Raw genomic sequence first — 22,090 nt, forward strand, 5'->3', positions numbered from 1 at the left:
GTAATTTATGTAATATCGTTACGTATTAAGGATAACGCCGCCATTGAGGTGGATGGTCTGGCCATTCATGTAGGAAGATTCCTCACAGGCCAGATAGACATACGCCGGTGCCATCTCGCTGGGCTGGCCCACACGGTTCATGGGGACCTGTCCGCCAAAACCTTTCACCTTTTCTTCATCCATGGTGGCTGGAATCAACGGTGTCCAGACCGGCCCGGGGGCGACGGCATTGACGCGAATGCCGCGTTCGACCAGCGACATGGCCATCGAGCGCATGAAGCCCTGAATGGCCCCCTTGGTGGCGGTGTAGTCGATCAGCGTGTCGTTGCCCTTGAAGGCATTGATCGATGACGTCTCGATAATGCTATCGCCCGCCTCCATGTGCGCCAGTGCCTGCTTGACCGTATAGAAGTGGCTGAAGATGTTGGTGCGAAAGGTGCGCTCGATCTGCTCATCGGGAATCTGGGTGATATCGTCCCAGTCGTGCTGTTCGGCGGCGTTGTTGACCAGGATGTTGAGCCCGCCCAGCTCAGTGACCGTCTTTTCCACGATCTCGCGGCAGAACTCGGGGCTGCCGACATCCCCTTTCATGACCACGCAGCGCTGCCCTTCGGCCTCGACCAGCGCCCGGGTATCCTCGGCGTCGCGGTCTTCTTCAAGGTAGGCAATCGCCACATCGGCGCCTTCGCGGGCGTAATGCACGGCCACCGCGCGACCGATGCCGCTGTCGCCGCCGGTTATCAGGGCGACCTTGCCCTTGAGCTTGCCGGTGCCCTGATAACCGGCCCGAATATATTCGGGCTTCGGGTCCATGCGGTATTCATCACCCGGCTGTGACTGGGGTGCCTCGGTTGAATTGGCCACTGTTCAAACTCCTTTTGAAACATGGATCAATCTTTTCGCCGGGCACGGCCCGGCGCGCGTCTCTCCAAGCGTAGAGCGCCCTGTGAAGCGTTCAAGAAGGGTTTGAGAAAAGACTCGGAGCCATCCATGGACATCGGGTCTTTCAGAAGTGACTCAACAGGAAAGCGGTGAAAACACCGACCAGCCGATACGTTCACTGAGCTTTTCCAGCACCGCCATGCCCACCAGCGAATTGCCGCTGGCATTGAGTGCCGGGGACCACACGCAGATGCTGTAGCGCCCCGGCACCACAGCCACAATCCCGCCGCCCACTCCGCTTTTGCCGGGCAGGCCCACGCGATAGGCAAAGTTGCCCGCCTCGTCATAAAGCCCACTGGTGGCCATGATGGCATTGACCTGCTGGGCCTGGCGTGGCGTCAGGATGGATTCGCCACTGTGCAGGCAGCGCCCGCTATTGGCCAGAAAGGAAAAGCCGCGCACCAGATCCACGCAGCTGGCACTCAGCGCGCAGTGGTGGAAATAGCTTTTGAGCACTTCGTCCACGTCATTGTGAAAGTTGCCAAAGGACTGCATGAGATAGGCCATGGCCGCATTGCGCGCCCGATACTGATATTCGGAGTCGGCCACGGCCCGGTCAGAGATGATCTGAACATTGTCGGTCAGCCGACGCACCAGATCCCGCATGGACAGAATCGGGGCGGCGTAGCGCGACTGATTGATGTCGGCGATCACCAGCGCGCCGGCATTGATAAAGGGATTGCGTGGGCGCCCCTTCTCGAACTCGAGCTGTACCATCGAGTTGAACGCCTGCCCCGAGGGTTCGTGCCCCAGCCGCTCCCAGAGGTTTTCTCCGGCATGCGAGATGGCCTGCACCAGACTGAACACCTTGGAAATGCTCTGAATCGAGAAGGGCGTTTCGGCGTCACCCGCCTGATAGAGCGCGCCATCGGTGCCGAGCATGGCAATGCCGAGCTGATGGGGATCAACGCCTGACAGCGCCGGGATATAACTTGCCACGTGCCCCTGACCGAGCAGCGGGCGCACCTCATCGAGAATGGATTCCAGCAGTGCCTGCATGTGTCATGACCGTCCTGACGCCGGGCTGTCGCCCTGGTGGAAAAAGCGAGCGCAGTGTATCGCGCCGGCCGGTTCGCGCCCATCCTGTCGTGTCACATCCGGCCAGCGAGCTCAAAAAGCGTCATTGCCCTGCCTGACCCCGATGAAGGGCAAGGGCCTGTCGCGCTACACTAGCGCGCGTTGACGCCCCACAGCGGCTGCTGTGGCGGCTTTGTCCCTCCCAGCCAGAGGCGAGTGCCATGAGTGCCCATCTGTTGTCCGTTGATAATTTGTCCCGCGACTACGTCGATCATCTCTTTCACGTGGCGCGGCGCATGGAGCCCATCGCCCAGCGCCAGAAGATTACCCGGGTACTGGAGGGGGCCGTGCTGGGCAATCTCTTTTTCGAGGCCAGTACCCGCACGCGCATGAGCTTTCACTCGGCCTTCAGTCGCCTGGGCGGCAGCGTCTGTGACACCACCGGCTTCACCTTCTCCTCGATGGCCAAGGGCGAGTCTCTCTATGACACCAGCCGCGTGATCAGCGGCTATGTCGATGCCATTGTCATGCGCCACCCCGATCTCGGCTCGGTGGCAGAATTTGCCGCGGCGACCCATGTGCCGGTCATCAACGGCGGCGATGGCCCGGGCGAACACCCAAGCCAGGCGCTGCTGGATCTCTACACCATCAACAAGGAGTTCGAGCGGATCGGCAAGGCACTGCCCGGCGCGCACCTGCTGCTGACCGGCGATCTGAAGTACGGGCGTACCGTGCACTCTCTGCTGAAGCTTTTGGCCCTTTATCCGCCGATGCAGATCACGCTGGTGTCCCCGCCGGGCCTCGAAATGCCGTTCGAGCTGATCGACCGGGCCGAGAATGCCGGTCACCGGGTGCAACAGCGCGATACCCTGCAGGCCGATTACAGCGACGTTGACGTGGTCTATGCCACGCGGATTCAAAAGGAGCGCTTTACCCAGGAGATGGTGGAAGGCTTCAGTCTGTCGAGCGATTTCAGTGTCGACCGCGCCTTTCTGGATCAGCGCTGCAGCACCCATACCATCGCGATGCATCCGCTGCCGCGCGACAGCCGCCCCGGCGCCAATGACCTCAACGTGGATCTTAACGGCGACCCGCGACTGGCCATCTTTCGCCAGACCGACAACGGCATTCCGGTGCGCATGGCGATCTTTGCCACGCTCATGGGCGTGGAGGACACCTTTGACCGGGGTCTCAGGGACGTGGGCTGGAAGCCGCCGCACCAGGTGGGGGTCGATGATGCGCTGCTGACAAGCGGGCCGCACGGCCAGAAGGGGTAAATCTGCCCTGCCCGGGCGGCAGGACGCTTACTGGCGGGGTCTGGGCATTTCGAGGCGGGCAACACCGGCCTGCTGCTCAAACCAGCCGGTGAGGATCAGTTCGGCGGCGATGCCGTCGACACCGTGCTCGCGATAGTTGCCGCGATGGCCCTCTTCACGGGCAATGGCCTTGGCCGCCCGGGTCGTGCCGCGCTCATCGAACATCTCCAGCGGTTTGCCAAAGCGTCCGTGCAGCCGCTTGCCGAACTTGCGCGCCCGCAGGCTCATCTCGGACTCGGTATCGTCCATGTTGAGCGGCAGCCCGACCACGAAAACGTCGGGCTGCCATTCCTTGATCAGACGTGCGATCACGTTCCAGTCAGGCATGCCGTCACGCGCCATCAACGGGTCCAGCGCCGTGGCCGAGCCCAGCAGCTCATTGCCGACGGCCACACCAATGCGCCGCACCCCAAAATCAAACGCCAGCACCAGTCGCTGGCCGGGCGTTTCAGCCATGCCCGGCCTCACGCGAGAGCAGATTCAGATCAACTCCCAGATGCCCCGCAGCGGTTTCAAGACGCGCCGGCGCGGGCGTGCGAAAGAGCACCTCATCGCTGCCTTCCACGGTCAGCCAGGTATTGTCCTTGATCTCCTGGGCCAGCTGTTCGGGCTCCCAGCCCACGCATCCCAGACAGACCAGAAACTGCTCGGGACCCTTGCCGGCCGCAATGGCATGCAGGATGTCCATTGAGGTGGTCAGCGCCCGATTTTCACCGGTGCGAATGCTGGAATCCCAGTGCTCGGGGCTGCCCGAGTGCAGAATAAAACCGCGTTCGCGATGTACCGGACCGCCATCGAGTACTGGCGTATCCAGCGACGTGCACTCGCTGGCATCGATTTCGAGCTGCTCGAAAAGCGCTTCCAGCGTCAGCTCCATGGGCTGATTGAGTTTAAGCCCCAGCGTGCCGTTATCATCGTGGTCGCAGATGTAGGTCAGCGAGCCCGCAAAGTTTTCATCTTCGAGATGGGGCATCGCCATGAGAAAGTGATCGCGTAAGCCTTGCATGGGCCTCCAGAAAAGTAACGCAGCCACGCGCCCCTGCTGGAAGGCAGAGGCGCGCATCAGGTGAGTCATGAGATGACGGCCGCCGCCGTTATCTGTTCGCCGGCGGCGGTGAATGGATGCATGGTAACACTGGCAGGCCGGCGTGACGTCAACACCTCACGAGGGGAAGCGGCGCTCGATGGCATCCATCAGCAGACCGGCGATATCGGTGCCCTTCTGGGCATCAATTTCACGCACACAGGTGGGGCTGGTGACGTTGATTTCGGTGATGTAATCCCCGATCACATCCAGGCCGACAAAGATCAGTCCCAGCGACTTGATGGAGTCCTTGACCTGATCGACCAGCCAGTAGTCGCGAGCGGTCAGTTCACGCGCCTCTCCACGGCCACCGGCGGCCAGATTGCCGCGCACTTCACCGGCAGAGGGAATGCGGGCCAGACCGTAGGGCACTGGTTCGCCGTCGATCAGCAGGATGCGGGTATCACCCTTTTTGATCTCGGGAATATAGCGCTGCGCCATGATCTGTTCGGTGCCGCGCTGGGTCAGCTGCTCGATTACCGCACCGATGTTGCGACCATCAGGGGCGATGTGAAAGATGCCGGTGCCGCCCATGCCATCCAGCGGCTTGAAGATGGTGTCGCCCTGCTCGGCATGAAACTCACGCAGGACACGGTCGTTGCAGGAGACGACGCTGGGCACCAGACACTGAGGAAACTGCTGGGCATAGAGCTTTTCGTTACAGGTCAAAAGCGCCTGTGTCGGGTTGACCACCAGCACGCCTTCACGCTCGGCAAAGCCCAGAAGGTGGACGGCATTGGTGAAATTGACATCTACCGGCGGGTCCTGACGCATCAGGATCACATCCATCTCCGACAGCGGTCCGGCTTCGACCTCACCCAGGGTGTAGTAATGCTCGGGGTCGTTTTCGAACACCTCAAGGGTGCGCAGACGCCCCATCGCGCGGCCATTTTTGAGGTAAAGATCACCCGGCTCAAGATAGTAAAGCGTGTGGCCACGCCGGCTGGCCGCCCACAGCATGGCCAGCGTCGAATCCTTTTTCCAGGCAATATTGGCGATGGGGTCCATGACCACCGCAATCTTCAATGCACGTTCACTCATTTAAAACTCCAGAACACGGCCGGGTGATGTTATGGCGGCCATCAATCGCGCCAGTATGACGCAAGCCTCATCCTTCGACCATGGCCGAACCGGCCGGGTGCCTGCAGGCCGGGTTGTTCTTTCCAATCGCAGGCATGGTTGAAAACTATCAGGACAGCGTGATTGATCGACTAGACTTTCGTACAACAGGACATCGCTGGAACACGGTTTTGTTAAAACCCGATTTTACTGAACGCGGTTTTACTAAACCTGATTTATTAAACACAGCGTCCAGCCGTTTCGCAGAGAGGATTTTATGTCATCACTTTTTGAACGCTTTGACCTCGCCGGCATTCAGCTTGATAACCGGATTGTCATGGCACCCATGACCCGCTCGCGCGCACCGGGAGATATCCCGACCGAGCTGGGGGCGACCTATTACCGCCAGCGCGCCAGCGCCGGGCTGATCATTTCCGAAGGCACACCGGTATCACGCCAGGGCACGGGCTATCTGTATAACCCGGGCATCTATGGTCCGGACCAGATCGAGGGCTGGAAAAAGGCCACCCGTGCCGTTCACGAGCGCGGCGGGGTCTTCTTCGCCCAGATCTGGCACGTGGGGCGCGTCTCGCACACCTCGGTACAGATCGCAGGCGCCGCTCCGGTCGGCCCGAGTGACAAGCCCGGCGGCATGGCCTTTGGCTATAACGAGCAGGGCACGCCCGACATGCTCAAGGCCAGCACCCCGCGCCGGCTTGAAACTGCTGAGGTGCGCGAGATCGTGCGCGATTTCGCCCAGGCCGCCGTCAATTCGCGCGAGGCAGGCTTTGATGGCGTCGAGATTCACGGGGCCAACGGCTATCTCTTCGAGCAGTTTCTCAATCCCGGCGTCAACGACCGTGATGACCAGTACGGCGGCTCGCGTGAAAACCGCTGTCGCCTGCTGATGGAAGTGGTCGATGAGGTCAGCGCGCTGATCGGTGCCCATCGCGTCGGTGTGCGCCTGTCACCGCATGGCACGCTGTTTGACATGCCGGAGTACGACGACAACGGCGAGACCTATCTGTATCTGGCACGCGAGTTCAACAAGCGCGGAATTTCCTACGTGCACCTGCATGATCAGGGTGGCCAGGGCATGTCGCCGATGCCGCGTGACTATCTCAAGCAGTTTCGTGACACCTATAAGGGCAATCTGCTGCTGGCCGGCAATCTCGACCAGGCCGAGGCCGAAAAGCTGGTCAATGACGGCACCATCGATCTGCCAGTATTTGGCCGCATCTATACCTCGAACCCCGATCTGGTCGAGCGCATGAAAAACGGCTGGCCGCTGGCCGAGTTTGATCCGTCCACCTTTTACGGTGGCGATGCGCGCGGCTATGTCGACTTTCCGACGTATGAGGAAGAGCAGGCCCGCAAGGCGCGTCAGGAACTGATCGACAAGAAGGGCTGATCGCCCGAGGGCGATCACGCAAAAAGCCCCGGCAATGCCGGGGCTTTTTTTGTCACGTGCAAACAAGTGAGCAAGTACTCACTTGCAATGCATGCCTATTTCTTCTTGCGGCCAAGCCGGCTGAGCCAGTTGGTATCGGCCAGGTCCATCACCTCATCACCGCGCCCGCTCATGACCGCGCGCAACATATAAAGGCTAAAGCCCTTCGCCTGCGCGGCCTCAATGGTCGGCGGCATGGAAAGCTCCTGTTTGGCCACCTTCACATCGACAATGACCGGGCCATCATGGGCAAAGGCTTCCTCGAGCGCGCCATCGAGCTGCTCCGAGCTTGAGACCGTCAGCCCCTTGATCCCGAGCGCCTCGGCCAGACGGGCATAATCGGTGCCGGGCAGATCAGTCACCTCATCCACGTAGCCGGCGGCCTTCATCTCCATGGCCACAAAGCCCAGCGTCGAGTTGTTGTAGATGATGACCTTGACCGGCAGCTTCTGCTCGGCAAGCGTGATCAGATCGCCCATCAGCATGTTGATGCCACCATCACCGGACAGCGAAATCACCTGACGCCCCGGCTGGGCAACCTGAGCCCCCATCGCCTGAGGCATGGCCGTGGCCATGGAGCCATGCATGAACGAGCCGGTCAGATGCCGCTTGCCGTTCATCTTCAGATAGCGCGCCGCCCAGACGGTGGGCGTGCCCACCTCGGCGGTAAACCAGGCATCTTCGGCGGCCAGCGCACTGACGCGAGCGGTCAGATACTGCGGATGCAGCGGCTTGCCCTCGGCAGCCGGCACGGCCAGTTCGTCCAGATCTTCACGCGCCTTTTGATAGTGCTTTTGCGCCTTGTCGAGGAAGGTGCGATCGGTTTTCTCCTCAAGGCGGGGCAGCAGTGCCTCAAGACTGGCCTTCACGTCACCGACCAGCCCCTTGAGCAACGTGCTGCGCCGGCCCAGATGGCCGGGACGCAGATCAATCTGCACGATGCGCCCGTGCTCCGGAAAGAAATCCCGGTAGGGGAAGCTGGTGCCCAGCATGATCAGAAAATCACACTCCTTGAGCGCGTGATAGCCCGAGCTGAAGCCGATCAGACCGGTCATGCCGACATCATAGGGATTGTCATATTCAAGATGCGACTTGCCGCGCAGCGCGTGCACGATGGGCGCCTTGAGGCGCTCGGCCAGGGCGATCACCTCATCGTGGGCGCCGGCGCAGCCTGCGCCGCAGAGCATGGCCACGTTTTTGCTGTCGTTGAGCAGTTCGGCCAGCTCCTCGAGTTCGGGCTCGGGGGGCACCGTCACGGGCGCGACCGGCGTGCTCCACTGCATCTTCTGCTCAACGGCAGGTGAGAGCGCCACGTCTCCCGAGATGACGATCACGGCCACGCTCTTTTCCAGAATCGCCGTGCGCATGGCGGTTTCGATCACGCGCTGCGCCTGGGACGGGTTGGAGATCAGCTCGCAGTAGTCGCTGCACTCCTTGAACAGCTGCTCGGGATGGGTCTCCTGAAAATACCCCAGGCCCACTTCACTGGACGGGATCTGAGCGGCGATCGCCAGCATCGGCGTGTGCGCCCGTTTGGCCTCGAAAAGGCCATTGATCAGGTGCGTGTTGCCGGGCCCGCAGGAGCCGGCGCAGACGGTCAGGCCGCTGCGCGCCTCGGCTTCACCACTGGCGGCAAGGGCGGCCACCTCTTCATGGCGCACGCCGCGCCAGGTGATGGTCTCCTGCCGGCGCAGGCTTTCGGTCAAACCGTTGAGCGAATCTCCCGGCAGACCCCAGATATTTTCCACCCCGGCACGCGAAAGCGTGCGTACCAGCATGTCGGCAACACTATAGTCGGCCATGAAACACTCCCTGTGGTGGCTGACAGAACCGGCAGGCAGCCCGCGCCACACGTCATGTCATGGCGATCGCCGGCCGGCCGATCGTTAAACTTTGGTTCAATAAACCTGGCCGTCATTACAGACGCTCACGGCGATTTCTGCCAATACACAGGCGCTATGGAGGGCAGATTAAACCAGCGGCAGGCCGGAAAACAGAATCGGGTACGCACCGTTGCGGTACGTACCCGAAAACATGAAGACACCATCAGGGGAAGGAACAGCGCTCAGGCAAAATCGCCAAAGCGCGCCTGCAGCAGTGACAGGGCCACAATCGGGGCCGTTTCCATGCGCAGGATGCGTGGCCCGATGATCCAGGAGGTGAATTGATGCGCGTGAGCGGCAGCAACCTCCTGATCGCTCAGGCCCCCTTCAGGGCCGATCAACAGGGCCGCGTCTTCAAAAGCGCCATCACTCATGGCCTCGGTGGCGCCATAGGGATGCAGCACCAGCCTGAGCGGCTCCTGCCGGTCTGCCAGCCAGTCATTGAGCGCGACGGGCGGATGGATGACGGGCACGGTCGCACGGCCACACTGCTCACAGGCATTGACGGCCACGGCCTGCCAGTGATCACGCTTTTTCTGCGCCCGCTCAACCTTGAGCCGCACATCACCAAACTCGGTGTAGAGCGGTGTGATGGCGGCAACCCCCAGCTCGACCGACTTCTGGATGGCGAAATCCATCCGATCACCCTTGCCTACCGCCAGCCCCAGATGCACGGCCAGTGGCGACTCGGGCAGTACCGGCAGGGGCTGCCCAAGCGTGACCTGCACATCGCCGCGCTTTGAGACCGCCACGATGTGAGCATTCACTTCGCTGCCCTTGCCATCAAACAGCACCAGAGCATCGCCTTCACGGCGGCGCATGACGCGGGCCACATGGTGGGCTGCGGCGTCAGGCAGTCTTAGCGTGTTGCCGGGCCTGAGCTTCTGAGGTACGTAAATGCGCATAAGGTTACTCGCGACCCTGACGCATCAGGCGTCAGCCTGGGGCGTGCCCTGCTGCTTCTGGGCGTAGATCGCATCAAAGTTGACCGGGGACAGCATCAGTGCCGGGAAGGTGCCACGACCGACCAGATTGTCGATGCACTCACGCGCATAGGGGAACAGCACGTTGGGGCAGAAGGCGCCGAGCGTGTGATCAAGCTGGGCATCGCTGAGGCCCGAGATGGCAAAAAGACCGGCCTGCTGAACCTCGGCCAGAAATGCCGTGGACTCTTCGTCACCGTTGTAGACGTGAGCCGTCACCCGCACGCTGACTTCATAGAGGCCTTCGCTGATCAGCTTGTGGCCGTTGTCGACATCGAGCTTGACCCGCGGCTTGAACTGCTGCTGAAAGATCGCCGGCGAGTTGGGCGCCTCAAAGGAAATGTCCTTGACGTAAATGCGCTGCAGCGCGAACTGGATATTGGCCTGCTCACTGGTGGCGTTATTGTCTGACATGCTTGTTTCCCGGTCTGTGAGTAAGTAATCACTACTGCTTTAAACAGGTAATAACTATCGCTTGAAGAGGTGATATCAGCGTGTCACAACAGGCAGGCTGTCGGCCACCCACTGTGAATGACCGCCCTTGAGTCGACGGGCGCCACTGTAGCCGGCCTTTTGCAGCTTCGTGACCACGGCGCCGCTGTGCTGGCCCATCTTGTCCACCACGATAATCGGCTTTTCCTTGTGCTTTTCAAGGCGCTGCATGTTGTTGTCGAGCTTGTCAGCGGGCACGTTGATGGCACCGGCGATATGGCCGGCCTTGAATTCCTTGATCTCGCGAATATCAAGGACCATGGCGTCCTCGCGGTTGATCAGGCTGGTCGCCTCACCGCTGCTGACACCGCCGGTCGCACTGCGGCGGGATTCAAAGGCCAGCCAGGCCAGCAATACCACCACAAAGGCGCCTACCAGCAAGGGGTGATTCTGGGCAAACTCCAGCAGCTGATCGATCATGGAAATATCTTGACCCTGGTTGTTTAAAATGGCTCGGCGCGCGGTCATGCCTGGTCTACCCTGCGAGTTCGGGGAAGCCGCTCGGTAGCTGGAATCCGGCGCGCGCCCAGTATACACAAGCACCCGGCCGTCGTCCGTCCCCGATGATCAATGCTGGCATGCACCGGCTGGGTTATGATGACAACCATTTCGACGCCCTGATAGCGCCCTCGCTGCGTGACGACACGCCAGCAGCGCAACCCGGTATCGGGGCTTACATGTACGTGTTCTCGAGGCGAAATCATGTCCACATCGCAACCACGTCCCGTCGCCCTGCTGATTCTCGATGGCTATGGCCATAATCCGGAATCGGCCAACAACGCCGTGGCCGCCGCCAATACACCGGTCATGGATCGGCTGCAGGCGGATTACGCCCATACCCTGATCAATACCGACGGTGAAAACGTCGGCCTGCCCGAAGGCCAGATGGGCAACTCCGAGGTCGGCCACATGAACCTCGGCGCCGGGCGTGTCGTCTACCAGAGCCTGACCCGGATTTCGAAGGCCATTCGTGACAACGAGCTGGGCGACAACACCGCCCTGACCGATGCCATCGACCAGGCCGTCAGCGATGACCGTGCTGTCCACGTGCTGGGCCTGCTGTCACCGGGCGGCGTCCACAGTCATGAAGACCACATCTTGGCACTGGCCGAACTGGCGCAGTCGCGCGGCGCGAAACGGGTCTATATCCATGCGTTTCTCGACGGTCGTGATACCGCGCCACAGAGTGCGCTTGAAAGCCTTCAGCGCGCCGATGCCCTGCTGCGCAAACTGGGCGTGGGCCGTGTCGCCTCGATGATCGGGCGCTTTTACGCCATGGACCGTGACAATCGCTGGGACCGTGTTCAGGCCGCCTGGCAGCTGATGGTCAACGGTGAAGGCGAGCATGTTGAAAGCGATGTCGAAAGCGCCCTGCAGGCCGCCTACGATCGCGATGAAACCGACGAATTCGTGACGGCCACCAGCCTGCGTGACGGTGATGATGACCGGGTCACCATCGAGGATGGCGATGCGGTGTTGTTTGCCAATTTCCGCGCCGACCGTGCCCGCGAAATCGCTCACGCGCTGGTCGAGCCGGGCTTTGACGGTTTCAAGCGTGATCGCACCCCGAAAACGCATTTCGTGACCATGACCCAGTACTCCGATGACATGGGCGTGCCGGTGGCCTTTGCTCCGGGCGATCTGCCCAATACCCTGGGCGAATATGTCTCGTCAAAGGGGCTGACCCAGCTGCGCATCGCCGAAACCGAGAAATACGCCCATGTGACATTTTTCTTCTCGGGCGGACGCGAAGAGACCTATGAGGGTGAAGAGCGCATCCTGGTCAATTCACCGCGCGATGTGAAAACCTACGATGAAAAGCCGGAAATGAGCGCGTTCGAGGTGACCGACAAACTGGTCGAGGCCATCGATTCCGGCCGCTTTGATCTGGTGGTGTGCAACTACGCCAACGGCGACATGGTCGGCCACAGTGGCGACCTGGCCGCGGCCACAAAGGCCATAGAGGCCGTCGATGAGTGTCTGGGTCGCGTGGTCGAGGCGATCGAGCGCGCCGGTGGCGAATGTCTAGTCACCGCCGATCACGGCAACGCCGAGCAGATGGTGGATCCCGATACCGGCAAGCCGCAGACGGCCCATACCACCTTCCAGGTGCCGCTGGTCTACGTCAGTCAGCGCAAGGCAACGCTCTCGGAAGGCGGGCGCCTTTGCGATATCGCGCCGACGCTGCTGGCCATGATGGGACAGACCCCGCCGGAAGAAATGACCGGTCGCGTGCTGATCGACCACAGCTGATCGGAGCCTTTTGGTGTCATTCACATCACACCGGCCTGCGGGCCGGTTTTGGCTGCTGGCATTGAGCCTGGGACTGGCGGTGCCTGCCGGCGCCGCCAGCCTGGATGCCTCAAAGGCCGAGCTGGAAAGTATTCGCCAGAACATCGAACAGACCCAGCGCCAGCTGGAAAAGACCGATGCCCAGCGCGGCGATGCCCGAGAGGAGCTCGAGCAGGCTGAAAAGGCGCTGGCCGAGACCCATCGACGGCTGGAAACGCTACAGCAGGCCCGCAAACAGACCACCGAAGCGTTGAGCACTCTTGATCAACGCCAGAAAAGCCTGACCGAGCAGCGCGATGCCCAGCAACAGGCGCTGGCCGAGCAGGTCAGAGCGCTTTACAAGCTGGGCGAACAGCCGCGTCTGAAGCTGTTGCTCGATAATCAGGACCCCGGCGAAATCGATCGCTTTCAGCACTATCTCAACCGGCTCAACGAGGCCCGGGCCGAAAAGCTTGCCCGCCTTGCGTCACTCAATCAGGAGCTTCAGGACAACCGCGCCCAGACCCTTGAGCAGCAGCAGACGCTGGATCAACTGCAGGGCGAGCTCAAGAGCCGCCAGCAGACCCTCGATGAACAGCGCCAGGAGCGCGAGAAAGCGCTGGCACACGTGGAAGCGCGTTACAAAAGCGGAAAAAGCAACCTGCAGGGACTTGAGTCCGACCGCGCCGAGGCCGAAAGGATGGTCAGCCGGATCGAACAGCAGCTGGCTCGCGCCCGTGAACAGCGTCAGGCGCGCGAACGAGCCGAGCGCGAACAAAAGGCCCGACAGGCTGAGCAGCGCTCGCAGGCACGTCAGGACACGGCTGCAGAGGATGAAGGCCTGTCCAGCGACGAGATGAACGCCAAACCGAAAAATGCCCACAGCGTACCGACTCGCAGTGCAGACCCGGCACTCGAGCGACGCGCCGAATCACGTCCGACGGTGACCCATCAGGCCGACAGGGGCGCACGCCGCTCAAAATGGCCGGTCAATGGCTCGGTGGTCTCGGGTTACGGCAGCGGCGACGGTCTGAACAAGAATGGCGTATTGATCAGCGCCCCCGCCGGCACCCCGATTTATGCCGCGGCGAAGGGGCAGGTCGTGTTTGCCGACTGGATGCGCGGCTTTGGCTATCTGGTGATCATCGATCATGGTGGCATACTGTCGCTGTATGCTCACCAGCAGCGCCTTGCCGTAAGCCCCGGTGATCGGGTCGAGCGCGGTGCAACACTTGGCTATGTCGGGGATACCGGCGGTCTGTCGCGTCCGGCGCTTTATTTCGAGGTGCGTCGTGGTGGCAAGACCATCAATCCACAGAGCTGGCTGGCCTCGCGCTAGCACGGTAAACGCATCACCCATTGAAGGTATCGGGCGTCGTGGCGTCCGGCCCACCCTGCTGAAGGAGTTTGCATGTTGATGCGCCATGTCACCTTATCGCTTGCCCTGTCATCCGCCCTGCTGCTGACGCTGCCGGCCACGGCTGCCGAACCGACCCCGGACAAGGCGCCGGCCGAAAGCACGCCGGACAGCGTCCCTGTCACACCAGCCGATACCAGCGGCCGTAACAGCAACGCCAGCGATGACGCCGCCAATGACGGCGAAGGCGAGGCAGCCGCCCAGAGCGGCCTGCCGCTGGAAGACATTCAGGCGCTGGCCCAGGTGTTTGAGCGCATCAAGCAGGCCTATGTGGACGATGTCGATGACAAGACGCTGTTGCGCAACGCTATGCGCGGCATGCTGGAAGGGCTGGACCCGCATTCGAACTATCTCGACGAGGACGCCTTTCGCACTCTGCACGAGATGACCGAGGGCGAATTCGGTGGCATCGGTATCGAAGTGGGTCAGGAAGACAACCAGCTGATGGTGATCTCGCCGATCGACGATACCCCGGCCTCAAAGGCCGGCCTGCAGCCGCGGGATCTGATCATCGAGATCGACGGCAAGAGCACGGATGGCATGTCGCTGGAAGAAGCGGTCGACATGATGCGCGGTGATCCGGGCAGCAAGATCGACCTGACCCTGCTGCGTGACGGGGCAGAGGCGCCCATCAATGTCAGCCTTGAGCGCGCCAGTATCCAGGCCGCCAGCGTCAACTCGCGCATGCTCTCGCCCGGCTACGGCTATCTGCGCATCAGCCAGTTCCAGGAAAACACCGCCGAAGAGACCAGCAAGGCGATCGCGGCATTGAAAAAGCAGGCAGGCGACGACGGCCTGTCCGGTGTGGTGCTGGATCTGCGCAACAACCCCGGCGGGCTGCTGGAAGGTGCCGTCAACGTGTCCGACCTGTTCCTCGACAGCGGTCTGGTGGTCTACACCAAGGGGCGTCTCAAGGACTCTGACATGCAGTTTGAGGCCAACGCCGAGACGGCGCTGCCCAAAACGCCCATGGTGGTGTTGATCAACGGGGGGAGTGCCTCGGCGGCCGAGATCGTGGCCGGCGCCCTGCAGGATCATCATCGCGCCGTGCTGCTGGGTACCGAAAGCTTCGGCAAGGGCTCGGTACAGTCGGTCATGCCGCTGGATGACAATACCGGCATCAAGCTCACCACGGCGCTGTACTACACCCCGGGCGGGCGTTCCATTCAGGCCGAAGGTATCGCACCGGATGTGACCGTGCAGCGCGGCCAGCTGACCCTTGAAAAGGCCGGGTTCGAGATTCGTGAGTCCAATCTGCGCGGGCACCTGCTAAATGCAGGCGGCGAGCACGAGCAGGACAAGAAGTCACTGCCCGACTCCCCCGTGGCTGCCGACGACTATCAGCTGGGTGAGGCGCTCAACCTGCTGCGCGGCATCAACGTGCTTCAGCAGTCCGGCATGCGACGCCACGATGATCAGACCTCACCCGATGACCCGGCACCTCGTGATGATCAGACACCTGATGATGACCAGACACCAGGCGATGACACACCGGATGGCACAAACCCGTAAAAAGCGTCTACGCTGGGAAGGCATATGAATCACGCCATCCGCCTTGATAAGGAGAAACATTACATGAAGAAAGGATTGACGATGGGCGCGCTGGCCGCTGCCGTTCTGCTGGCAGCAGGTTGCTCTTCCTCCGGCGGTGCTCCGGAAAACAGCGGTGCCTCACAAAGTGGCCAGACCACACAGAGCGGCTCGCAGCAGTCCGGCTCAATGTCCGGTGCCGCTGAAACCCCGACCGGAACAACCCATGGCAGCCCCATGGGCACATCGCCGGGCGGTGGCATCGACAGCAACAACGACACCATGCCGAGCAATACCCAGTCCGGCATGTAAGTGATCGCTGCAGGATATACAAAAGGCCCGCCGTTTCGGCGGGCCTTTTTTTATCATGACGCGCTGTTTCACGTGAAACACACTGCAGCGAATCAGGAGGTTCGTCAGAGCGGTGCTGGGCGCATGCTCTGCGGCAGATCCTGGCGCTGCCCCATTGCCTGCTCGATCAGCAGTCGCCGCGCCCATGGCCAGCGTCCGGTGGTGGTCAGCCCCTGATTGCGCAGCACCCGTACCAGAGGCCAGGTCACGCCAAAGCCGATACGAAAGGCGTCCATGGCCATCAGCATGACCGTGTTGTCACCGCGGCGGCGGCGCGCGTAGCGCGACAGAATGCGAACATCCCCCAACGGCGCGCCGCGCCGTCCGGCACGTCCCAGCTCCTCGGCCAGTACCGCCACATCCATCAGCCCCAGATTGACGCCCTGCCCGGCCAGCGGATGAATATTGTGCGCAGCATCGCCCACCAGTGCCACGCCGTCATCGACGTAGCGTTTGGCATGACGTTGAATCAATGGAAAATCGTGGCGCCGACTGACACGCTCGACGCGCCCCAACCGATGCTCGAAATCCCGTTCAAGCGCGCGCATGAACGCCTCATCCGTCATGGCCATCAATTCATCGGCAAACTCGGTATCCGCCGACCAGACGATGGAAGACGTTTTCTGATGGCCATCGATACTCAGGGGTAAAAAGGCCAGCGGCCCGGTACTCATGAAGCGCTGGCGTGCCGTGGCCTCGTGATCATGCTGATGCCACACCGTGGCGACCACGGCGCGCTGGCCGGTGGCATATTCACGATGGCCCAGCTCTGCCAGCGCACGAATGCGGGAATTGGCGCCATCGGCACCGACCACAAGGCTGGCCTCAAGCGTTCGACCGTCCTCAAGCGTGAGGCGGCGAAGGTGTTGTTCCATCCCGGAGAGGCTGGTGACCCGGGCGCTGGACATGAGGGTGACGTGGTCACACTCGCCCAGTGCGTCCAGCAGGGCATCGCGAATCACGCCGTTTTCGATGATGTGTCCCAGTACCTCGCAGCCGACTTCTGCAGCGCTGAAGTCGATATGGCCGGTGCCTTCGCCGTCCCATACCGACATATGGCCATAGGGGCTGAGGCGACGACGCACAATGCCGGACCAGACGCCCAGAGTGGTCAGCAACTGCTGCGAGACCGGCGTGATGGCACTGACGCGGGCATCGATGTCCGAGGCCTGCCATGTACCCTGAAGGTCGCCACCGTCCAGCAGGGCCACACGATGTCCCTGCCGGCCCAGTGCCAGCGCCAGGGTGGCGCCAACCAGCCCTGCCCCGACAATGGCCATGTCAAACGGTGCGGTGTCGAGCTTCATGAAATACTCCATTGGACGATCATGGGTGTCACAGGGCCCGCCTAATGCCGGGCCATGCCCATGGCACGACGAATCAGGGCGCGCTTGAGCGGCGTGGCAAGATTGAAAAGCCCCAGCGCCGCCCCCCGTGCCCTGCCGATGCCGGGCAGTTCGAGGCCGAAAAGACGCACCAGCGTATCGCTGGCCTGCATGATCAGGTCTCGATCACTCTGGCGGCGCTGTTCGAAATCCGCCATGGTCAGGGCCTCGCCCGGCGTTCGCCCGGCCTCGAGCGCCGCCTCAATGGCGGCCTCGAGATCCATGACGCCGCGAAGTGCCAGGTTGAACCCCTGACCTGCCACCGGATGGATGGCATGTGCCGCGTTGCCCAGCACCGCCAGATGCGGACGGCTCTGCTCGCGGGCGCGCGACATCGACAGGGGATAGACATGGCGTGCGCCCACGCGCTGAAAACGCCCCAGCCGCGTGCCGAACCGTGACTGCAGCGCCTGCAGAAAGGCGTCATCATCCAGTGCCAGCGTGGTCTCGATCATCTCCGGCGGGCGCGTCCAGATCAGCGCCATGCGACGGTCCTGCAAGGGCAGCAGCGCCATGGCGCCTTCCGAGGTAAACCGTTCGAAGGCCCAGCCGTGATGTTCTTTCGCCGTTTCAATGTTGGCGATCAGCGCGTGCTGTTCGTAGTCGCGACGATCGGTGTCGATACCCAGCGAGGCCTTGAGACCGGAGCGGCCGCCATCGGCCAGCACGGTCAGCCCGGCATGGAGCACGCAGCCGTTGTCCAGCGTCAGCCGATGACCGTCTACCGTCGGAACAATGGCCCCAACCCGCGCCGGGCAGTGCCAGTCGATCGTCATACTGGCCAGACGCTCATGAAGCACCTGTCCCAGAAAGGCGTTGGGCAGGACATAGCCCAGCGACGGCGTGCCTACTTCCCGACACGAGAGATGGGTGCGCCCCATGGCGCCGCGCTGGCTGACCTCGATGTCATGAATGGGCGCAGTACGGGTGGCCAGCCGGGACCAGATGCCCATGGCCTCAAAGTGCGCTCTGGAGCCGTAGGAAATGGCGCTGGAGCGCTCGTCGAAGCTCGGCTGGGCACTGGTGGCGCTCAATTCGCTGGCCTCGATGACCGCGACTCGAAGCCCGTGGCGCTCGATCAACGGCGCCAGCGCCACGGCGAGGCTGGCACCGACCAGCCCGCCGCCGATAATGGCAATGTCTACCGGGGTGTCGCTCATGTCTGTCCTTGTGCCATCAGTGCCTCGATCTCGCGAACCCGTTTGGGCACGCCCTCGGTCAGCACCTCACAACCCTGTGTCGTGACGACCACGTTATCTTCGATGCGAATACCGATGCCGCGCCACTGCTCGGCAATATCAAGGTCATCGGGAATATAGAGCCCGGGCTCGACGGTCAGCACCATGCCGGGCGCCAGCGCCCGTGATGCCCCCTGCACCTGATAGGCACCGACATCGTGCACATCCAGCCCCAGCCAGTGAGACGTCCCGTGCAGATAAAAGCGCTTGTAGTACCCCTGCTCGACGGCGGTTTCAACCGGTCCTTCCACAAGCCCCAGCGCCACAAGACCAGCTGTCAGATCACGCACCACGCCGTCATGAATGCCCTTGAGCGTGGCGCTGGGGCGCACGGCGCGAAGCGCGCGCTGCTGGGCGCCCAGCACGATTTCATAGAGCTGGCGCTGTGGCTCGCTAAAGCGACCGCTGACCGGAAAGGTTCGGGTGATATCACCGGCATAAAGATGATATTCGGCGCCGGCATCCACCAGCACCAGATCACCGGCGGCCATCGCCGCATCGTTTTCCATATAGTGCAGGATGCAGCCATTGGCGCCGCTACCCACAATGGTGGAATAGGCCGGTGCGCGCGCCCCTGCCATGACAAAGGCGTGTTCCAGCGTGGCCTGCAGCTGATATTCGAACATGCCGGGCCGGACAGCCTGCATGGCGTGAGCGTGAGCGCGGGCAGTGATTTTTCCGGCCTTGCGCATCAGGGCCAGCTCGTCTTCGGATTTGATCAGACGCTGCTCGTGAAGCAGCACGTCGATGTCGGCATAGGCCGATGGTGCCGGCGGTCCGCGCCGTTCACGCGCCTTGAGCCCCTCGCGCATCTTTCCGGCCAGCGACAGCGCCCTGTCATTACCCAGCGACAGGTAAATGGTCCGACGCCCTGCCAGCAGATCCAGCAGCTGCTCATCGCGTGCCTCCAGCGGCCAGGCCTCATCCACACCATACCGGGTGACGGCGCGGCGCGGTCCGACCCGTCGGCCCGTCCAGGCTTCGGCAGCCGGGTCACGCGGCAGGCAGAACAGTACGCTTTCACCGGCCTCCCGGCCGGGCAACAGCAAAAGCCAGGCCTGAGGCTCGGGAAAGCCACAGAGATAGTGAAAGTCGCTGTCCTGGCGAAACGGATACTCACTGTCCTGATTGCGCACCGAAAGCGTGGCGGCCGGAACGAGAATGGCACTGTCCGGTGGCACCTCGGCCATCAGCCGTTCCCGGCGCTTTCGGTACGCCTCACTGGTAATGGAGGCCGGCGTACTCTCCTGCTCTGCCTGTGCTACCAAATCCTGTCTCCCGTAACCGCTGTTTCCATGGCGTTTGTTTCAGGCGTCTGTCCGTCGCTGATACCTTGTGGTCAGTGACGTGTCTCACCGTCGCCGCTCAGGCCCTCTTCCTTCATGCCCTCTTCAAACGACTGCGCCGGCTTTTCGACGTCAGGACGCCCGGGGTGCTGCTCGACATACAGCATCAGCGCTGTCATTCGAGCATGCTCGGTCAGGGCAAACAGGTCGTTTTCATTTTCACTGTTGTCCTCGATATCGGCATCGATGTTCATGAGCTGCTCGATATCGGCCACACCTTCCTGAAGCGGCGTTGACCATGCCTTGCGCTGTTCATGGTCCACTTCGCCGGCCACCTCATGAAAGCCCTGAGACCACAGGCCCAGTGACTGCGCACGCTCGGCCAGCGAGAAGAGTTCATCGGGCAGCAGCGGCTCAAAACTCATTTCCTGGGCGTCCAGACGCTCCCTGGCAAGCGTTCGCCATGCCAGCAGGGTTTCACCGTCTTCGCGGGTGGCAGGCTCTTCCACACCCAGTGCAGCGCAGATCAGACCCAGCCAGTCCTCGGCACTGATGTCTTCAAGTGCCAGACGCGCGCATAGATAGCCGTCAAAAAAGGCCGGCGACTGCAGGCTGCCATGGGCAAGGAAAATATCGCTGATGGTGGCGAAGTCGAGGGCGTTATCACCGGACGGCATACTGCATCCCTTTACTGGTCGTTCCCGTGGCGGGAATCATGAACTATCGCCCGGGGGCAGCGCGTTGACCGCCCCCGGTCGTCTCTCTATAGTGGTGCTGCGAGTGCAGCGCCATGGCCCGGTCGTGAGTTGAACCCTCACTGACAGGCCATGAATGGCTGCCCACCATCTTAGCGTAACGGCCAGAGCTTGGCCCATATCGGAAGTGATGTCATGCCGCAAGGTCCTCGTCAGACCGCCGAAATCACCCTGATGGGTCAGAATTTTGTTGTCAGCTGCGCACCCGGCGAAGAGCAGGCGCTGCATGAAGCGGCCCGCTATTTCGACAAGGCCATGGCCGGCATACAGACCCGCGGTCGCACCATCAGTATCGACAAGGTGGCGATGATGGCGGGACTGAACATTACCCATGAGCTGCGCGATGAGACCAAACGTCGTCAGGAGCTTGAAGAAAGGCTTGCCGGACTCGACGCGCGTCTGCAAAAGGCACTGGAACGCAACAACAGGTCCTGATCAGAATCTGCCGAACGCCTGAAGGACGGGCCTGAAGGACAGGGTAGCGCAGCCCCCGGGGATATCTGTTAGAATTGATCCGTTCTCTGGGGTGTTTGCCAGTTGTTATAGTCCCTCGAGCCTATGCGCAGTACCCAGGGGGCCACTATAAGTGGGCCTGTGTGCATGTCCGCGCGACGGAAAGCCTGATGGCCCACTTGCGGTCACCCACCTTGAACCAGTAGGTTCAGGGCCAGAACAACAGCGGCATTCTGGAGAACCCTCATGTCAGTGCGCTGCGCACTTCCCGCGGATCAACCGCGCACTCGCAGACCTCGCGCATTGTCCCTGCGCACCCCTCGCCCCGGGCGACGTTTTTTCTCTCCCCTGCTATCGCGTCATGTGTTATCAAACCCGGCGCCACTGCCAACATCCGATGATCGACGAGCGCTGCGCCGCGAACTGCGCAGGCGACGCCGTATGCTTGATGATCGAGCCCAGCGTCTGGCCTCGATGGCACTGGTGCGTCAGCTGATGCAGCTGACCTCGCTGCGCCGAGCGCGACATGTGGCCCTGTATCTGCCCGAAAACGGCGAGATTGACCCAACGCCACTGGTCGACTGGCTGCATCGCCGCGGCACGCAGGTCTATCTGCCGGTATTGCGCCCGCTGGTCGAAAATCGTCTGTGGTTCGTCCACTGGCGTTTTGATACCCGCATGGTGCTCAATCGCTTCAACATTACAGAGCCCGATCTGCGCCAGAGTGGCCATCGCATTCGCCGCCTTGCGCCCTGGGCAATGGATGTCGTGCTGATGCCGCTGGTAGGGTTTGATGATCAGGGCCATCGCCTTGGCATGGGTGGCGGGTTTTACGACCGCACTCTTGCCTTTGCCGGGCGCGAACATGGTCCGCGTCCAACGCTGATCGGGGTCGCCCACCACTGCCAGCAGGTGGAACGCCTGCCGCATCAGCCGTGGGATGTGAACCTCAACATGATCGTCAGTGACCGACAGGTACTTCGACCGAGCACGACAGGTCACTGATTCCTTGGATATCTCGCCTGCCCTGACATAAAAAAACGCATCCCTGTGGATGCGTTTTTTTGATGTTCTCTTTTCCGTATAGCTCTGCCCGGCCTCGTTTTGCTTAACCTCGCGCCGCGCCCTGCGACCGCACTGCCGGCGATCACGTCACGACTAATACCCCATGACGGTCT

Annotated in this window: 21 protein-coding genes and 1 other RNA gene; 9 read left to right on the forward strand and 13 right to left on the reverse strand. The window is 61.8% G+C overall.

Features of this window, described 5'->3' with window-relative positions; all coding sequences use genetic code 11:
• Positions 1–18 precede the first annotated feature (18 nt).
• The gene (locus tag ACUN8C_RS15460) at positions 19–864 is read right to left on the reverse strand and encodes an SDR family oxidoreductase (protein ID WP_445620052.1); all 846 of its coding nucleotides are present in this window, start codon (positions 862–864) and stop codon (positions 19–21) included.
• A 153-nt stretch (positions 865–1,017) separates the two neighbouring features.
• Entirely contained in the window at positions 1,018–1,941 is a 924-nt protein-coding gene (gene glsB, locus ACUN8C_RS15465; protein WP_445620053.1) for a glutaminase B, read from the reverse strand.
• A gap of 239 nt (positions 1,942–2,180) precedes the next feature.
• On the opposite strand from glsB, the gene pyrB reads away from it, so the two are divergent.
• Positions 2,181–3,236, forward strand: coding sequence for an aspartate carbamoyltransferase (gene pyrB, locus ACUN8C_RS15470; protein WP_445620054.1), 1,056 nt, complete (start codon positions 2,181–2,183; stop codon positions 3,234–3,236).
• 27 nt (positions 3,237–3,263) lie between these two features.
• On the opposite strand, the gene ruvX is transcribed toward pyrB, so the two are convergent.
• From ruvX to gshB, 3 genes are all read right to left on the reverse strand, one after another.
• Positions 3,264–3,731: a Holliday junction resolvase RuvX gene (gene ruvX, locus ACUN8C_RS15475; protein ID WP_445620055.1), complete on the reverse strand. Its 468-nt coding sequence runs from the start codon at positions 3,729–3,731 to the stop codon at positions 3,264–3,266.
• On the reverse strand, positions 3,724–4,281 hold the full coding sequence (locus ACUN8C_RS15480; protein WP_445620056.1) for a YqgE/AlgH family protein: 558 nt from the start codon (positions 4,279–4,281) through the stop codon (positions 3,724–3,726). Before ACUN8C_RS15480 ends, ruvX begins: the two co-directional genes overlap by 8 nt.
• Positions 4,282–4,437: 156 nt before the next feature.
• On the reverse strand, positions 4,438–5,400 hold the full coding sequence (gene gshB / locus ACUN8C_RS15485; protein WP_445620057.1) for a glutathione synthase: 963 nt from the start codon (positions 5,398–5,400) through the stop codon (positions 4,438–4,440).
• 295 nt (positions 5,401–5,695) lie between these two features.
• On the opposite strand from gshB, the gene ACUN8C_RS15490 reads away from it, so the two are divergent.
• Positions 5,696–6,829 (forward strand): alkene reductase, encoded by a 1,134-nt coding sequence (locus ACUN8C_RS15490; RefSeq protein WP_445620058.1) that lies wholly within the window; start codon positions 5,696–5,698, stop codon positions 6,827–6,829.
• A 95-nt stretch (positions 6,830–6,924) separates the two neighbouring features.
• On the opposite strand, the gene poxB is transcribed toward ACUN8C_RS15490, so the two are convergent.
• The 4 genes from poxB to ACUN8C_RS15510 all read right to left on the reverse strand — a co-directional run bounded on the left by poxB (position 6,925) and on the right by ACUN8C_RS15510 (position 10,646).
• Positions 6,925–8,670, reverse strand: coding sequence for a ubiquinone-dependent pyruvate dehydrogenase (gene poxB, locus ACUN8C_RS15495; protein ID WP_445620059.1), 1,746 nt, complete (start codon positions 8,668–8,670; stop codon positions 6,925–6,927).
• A gap of 263 nt (positions 8,671–8,933) precedes the next feature.
• Positions 8,934–9,656: a 16S rRNA (uracil(1498)-N(3))-methyltransferase gene (locus tag ACUN8C_RS15500; RefSeq protein ID WP_445620060.1), complete on the reverse strand. Its 723-nt coding sequence runs from the start codon at positions 9,654–9,656 to the stop codon at positions 8,934–8,936.
• Positions 9,657–9,680: 24 nt separating this feature from the next.
• Positions 9,681–10,148 (reverse strand): protein-export chaperone SecB, encoded by a 468-nt coding sequence (gene secB, locus ACUN8C_RS15505; RefSeq protein WP_108841462.1) that lies wholly within the window; start codon positions 10,146–10,148, stop codon positions 9,681–9,683.
• A gap of 75 nt (positions 10,149–10,223) precedes the next feature.
• On the reverse strand, positions 10,224–10,646 hold the full coding sequence (locus ACUN8C_RS15510) for a rhodanese-like domain-containing protein (RefSeq protein ID WP_108842013.1): 423 nt from the start codon (positions 10,644–10,646) through the stop codon (positions 10,224–10,226).
• Between the two features lie 282 nt (positions 10,647–10,928).
• On the opposite strand from ACUN8C_RS15510, the gene gpmI reads away from it, so the two are divergent.
• From gpmI to ACUN8C_RS15530, 4 genes are all read left to right on the forward strand, one after another.
• Positions 10,929–12,479 carry a 2,3-bisphosphoglycerate-independent phosphoglycerate mutase gene (gene gpmI / locus ACUN8C_RS15515; protein WP_445620061.1) on the forward strand — a complete coding sequence of 517 codons (1,551 nt, stop codon included), beginning with the start codon at positions 10,929–10,931 and terminating at the stop codon, positions 12,477–12,479.
• A gap of 13 nt (positions 12,480–12,492) precedes the next feature.
• Positions 12,493–13,836, forward strand: a complete 1,344-nt coding sequence (locus ACUN8C_RS15520; protein WP_445620062.1) for a peptidoglycan DD-metalloendopeptidase family protein — start codon at positions 12,493–12,495, stop codon at positions 13,834–13,836.
• Between the two features lie 72 nt (positions 13,837–13,908).
• Positions 13,909–15,426: a S41 family peptidase gene (locus ACUN8C_RS15525; protein ID WP_445620063.1), complete on the forward strand. Its 1,518-nt coding sequence runs from the start codon at positions 13,909–13,911 to the stop codon at positions 15,424–15,426.
• A gap of 63 nt (positions 15,427–15,489) precedes the next feature.
• A complete protein-coding gene (locus ACUN8C_RS15530; RefSeq protein ID WP_445620064.1) occupies positions 15,490–15,756 on the forward strand; it encodes a hypothetical protein in 267 nt (88 codons plus the stop codon).
• Between the two features lie 104 nt (positions 15,757–15,860).
• Here ACUN8C_RS15530 and ACUN8C_RS15535 read toward each other — a convergent pair whose 3' ends face one another.
• The 4 genes from ACUN8C_RS15535 to ACUN8C_RS15550 form a co-directional block, all read right to left on the reverse strand.
• Positions 15,861–17,102, reverse strand: coding sequence for a UbiH/UbiF/VisC/COQ6 family ubiquinone biosynthesis hydroxylase (locus tag ACUN8C_RS15535; RefSeq protein WP_445620065.1), 1,242 nt, complete (start codon positions 17,100–17,102; stop codon positions 15,861–15,863).
• A 41-nt stretch (positions 17,103–17,143) separates the two neighbouring features.
• Positions 17,144–18,340, reverse strand: a complete 1,197-nt coding sequence (gene ubiH / locus ACUN8C_RS15540) for a 2-octaprenyl-6-methoxyphenyl hydroxylase (RefSeq protein WP_445620066.1) — start codon at positions 18,338–18,340, stop codon at positions 17,144–17,146.
• Positions 18,337–19,686: a Xaa-Pro aminopeptidase gene (gene pepP / locus ACUN8C_RS15545; protein WP_445620067.1), complete on the reverse strand. Its 1,350-nt coding sequence runs from the start codon at positions 19,684–19,686 to the stop codon at positions 18,337–18,339. The genes ubiH and pepP overlap by 4 nt, the downstream gene beginning before the upstream one ends.
• Before the next feature lie 71 nt (positions 19,687–19,757).
• The gene (locus ACUN8C_RS15550) at positions 19,758–20,381 is read right to left on the reverse strand and encodes a UPF0149 family protein (protein WP_445620068.1); all 624 of its coding nucleotides are present in this window, start codon (positions 20,379–20,381) and stop codon (positions 19,758–19,760) included.
• Positions 20,382–20,594: 213 nt separating this feature from the next.
• On the opposite strand from ACUN8C_RS15550, the gene ACUN8C_RS15555 reads away from it, so the two are divergent.
• The 3 genes from ACUN8C_RS15555 (at position 20,595) to ACUN8C_RS15565 (ending at position 21,917) form a co-directional block, all read left to right on the forward strand.
• Positions 20,595–20,894: a cell division protein ZapA gene (locus tag ACUN8C_RS15555; RefSeq protein ID WP_108842010.1), complete on the forward strand. Its 300-nt coding sequence runs from the start codon at positions 20,595–20,597 to the stop codon at positions 20,892–20,894.
• 80 nt (positions 20,895–20,974) lie between these two features.
• Positions 20,975–21,156: non-coding RNA, 6S RNA (gene ssrS, locus ACUN8C_RS15560), on the forward strand.
• 119 nt (positions 21,157–21,275) lie between these two features.
• Positions 21,276–21,917, forward strand: coding sequence for a 5-formyltetrahydrofolate cyclo-ligase (locus ACUN8C_RS15565; RefSeq protein WP_445621874.1), 642 nt, complete (start codon positions 21,276–21,278; stop codon positions 21,915–21,917).
• Positions 21,918–22,090: the final 173 nt, after the last annotated feature.

Source organism: Kushneria sp. Sum13 (assembly GCF_052692355.1).

Excerpts from the sequence above, each read along its gene's own strand:
- glsB (WP_445620053.1), bottom strand. The coding sequence starts at position 1,941 with ATGCAGGCACTGCTGGAATCCATTCTCGATGAGGTGCGCCCGCTGCTC.
- pyrB (WP_445620054.1), top strand. The coding sequence starts at position 2,181 with ATGAGTGCCCATCTGTTGTCCGTTGATAATTTGTCCCGCGACTACGTC.
- ruvX (WP_445620055.1), bottom strand. The coding sequence starts at position 3,731 with ATGGCTGAAACGCCCGGCCAGCGACTGGTGCTGGCGTTTGATTTTGGG.
- ACUN8C_RS15480 (WP_445620056.1), bottom strand. The coding sequence starts at position 4,281 with ATGCAAGGCTTACGCGATCACTTTCTCATGGCGATGCCCCATCTCGAA.
- gshB (WP_445620057.1), bottom strand. The coding sequence starts at position 5,400 with ATGAGTGAACGTGCATTGAAGATTGCGGTGGTCATGGACCCCATCGCC.
- ACUN8C_RS15490 (WP_445620058.1), top strand. The coding sequence starts at position 5,696 with ATGTCATCACTTTTTGAACGCTTTGACCTCGCCGGCATTCAGCTTGAT.
- poxB (WP_445620059.1), bottom strand. The coding sequence starts at position 8,670 with ATGGCCGACTATAGTGTTGCCGACATGCTGGTACGCACGCTTTCGCGT.
- ACUN8C_RS15500 (WP_445620060.1), bottom strand. The coding sequence starts at position 9,656 with ATGCGCATTTACGTACCTCAGAAGCTCAGGCCCGGCAACACGCTAAGA.
- secB (WP_108841462.1), bottom strand. The coding sequence starts at position 10,148 with ATGTCAGACAATAACGCCACCAGTGAGCAGGCCAATATCCAGTTCGCG.
- ACUN8C_RS15510 (WP_108842013.1), bottom strand. The coding sequence starts at position 10,646 with ATGATCGATCAGCTGCTGGAGTTTGCCCAGAATCACCCCTTGCTGGTA.
- gpmI (WP_445620061.1), top strand. The coding sequence starts at position 10,929 with ATGTCCACATCGCAACCACGTCCCGTCGCCCTGCTGATTCTCGATGGC.
- ACUN8C_RS15525 (WP_445620063.1), top strand. The coding sequence starts at position 13,909 with ATGTTGATGCGCCATGTCACCTTATCGCTTGCCCTGTCATCCGCCCTG.
- ACUN8C_RS15530 (WP_445620064.1), top strand. The coding sequence starts at position 15,490 with ATGAAGAAAGGATTGACGATGGGCGCGCTGGCCGCTGCCGTTCTGCTG.
- ACUN8C_RS15535 (WP_445620065.1), bottom strand. The coding sequence starts at position 17,102 with ATGAAGCTCGACACCGCACCGTTTGACATGGCCATTGTCGGGGCAGGG.
- ubiH (WP_445620066.1), bottom strand. The coding sequence starts at position 18,340 with ATGAGCGACACCCCGGTAGACATTGCCATTATCGGCGGCGGGCTGGTC.
- ACUN8C_RS15550 (WP_445620068.1), bottom strand. The coding sequence starts at position 20,381 with ATGCCGTCCGGTGATAACGCCCTCGACTTCGCCACCATCAGCGATATT.
- ACUN8C_RS15555 (WP_108842010.1), top strand. The coding sequence starts at position 20,595 with ATGCCGCAAGGTCCTCGTCAGACCGCCGAAATCACCCTGATGGGTCAG.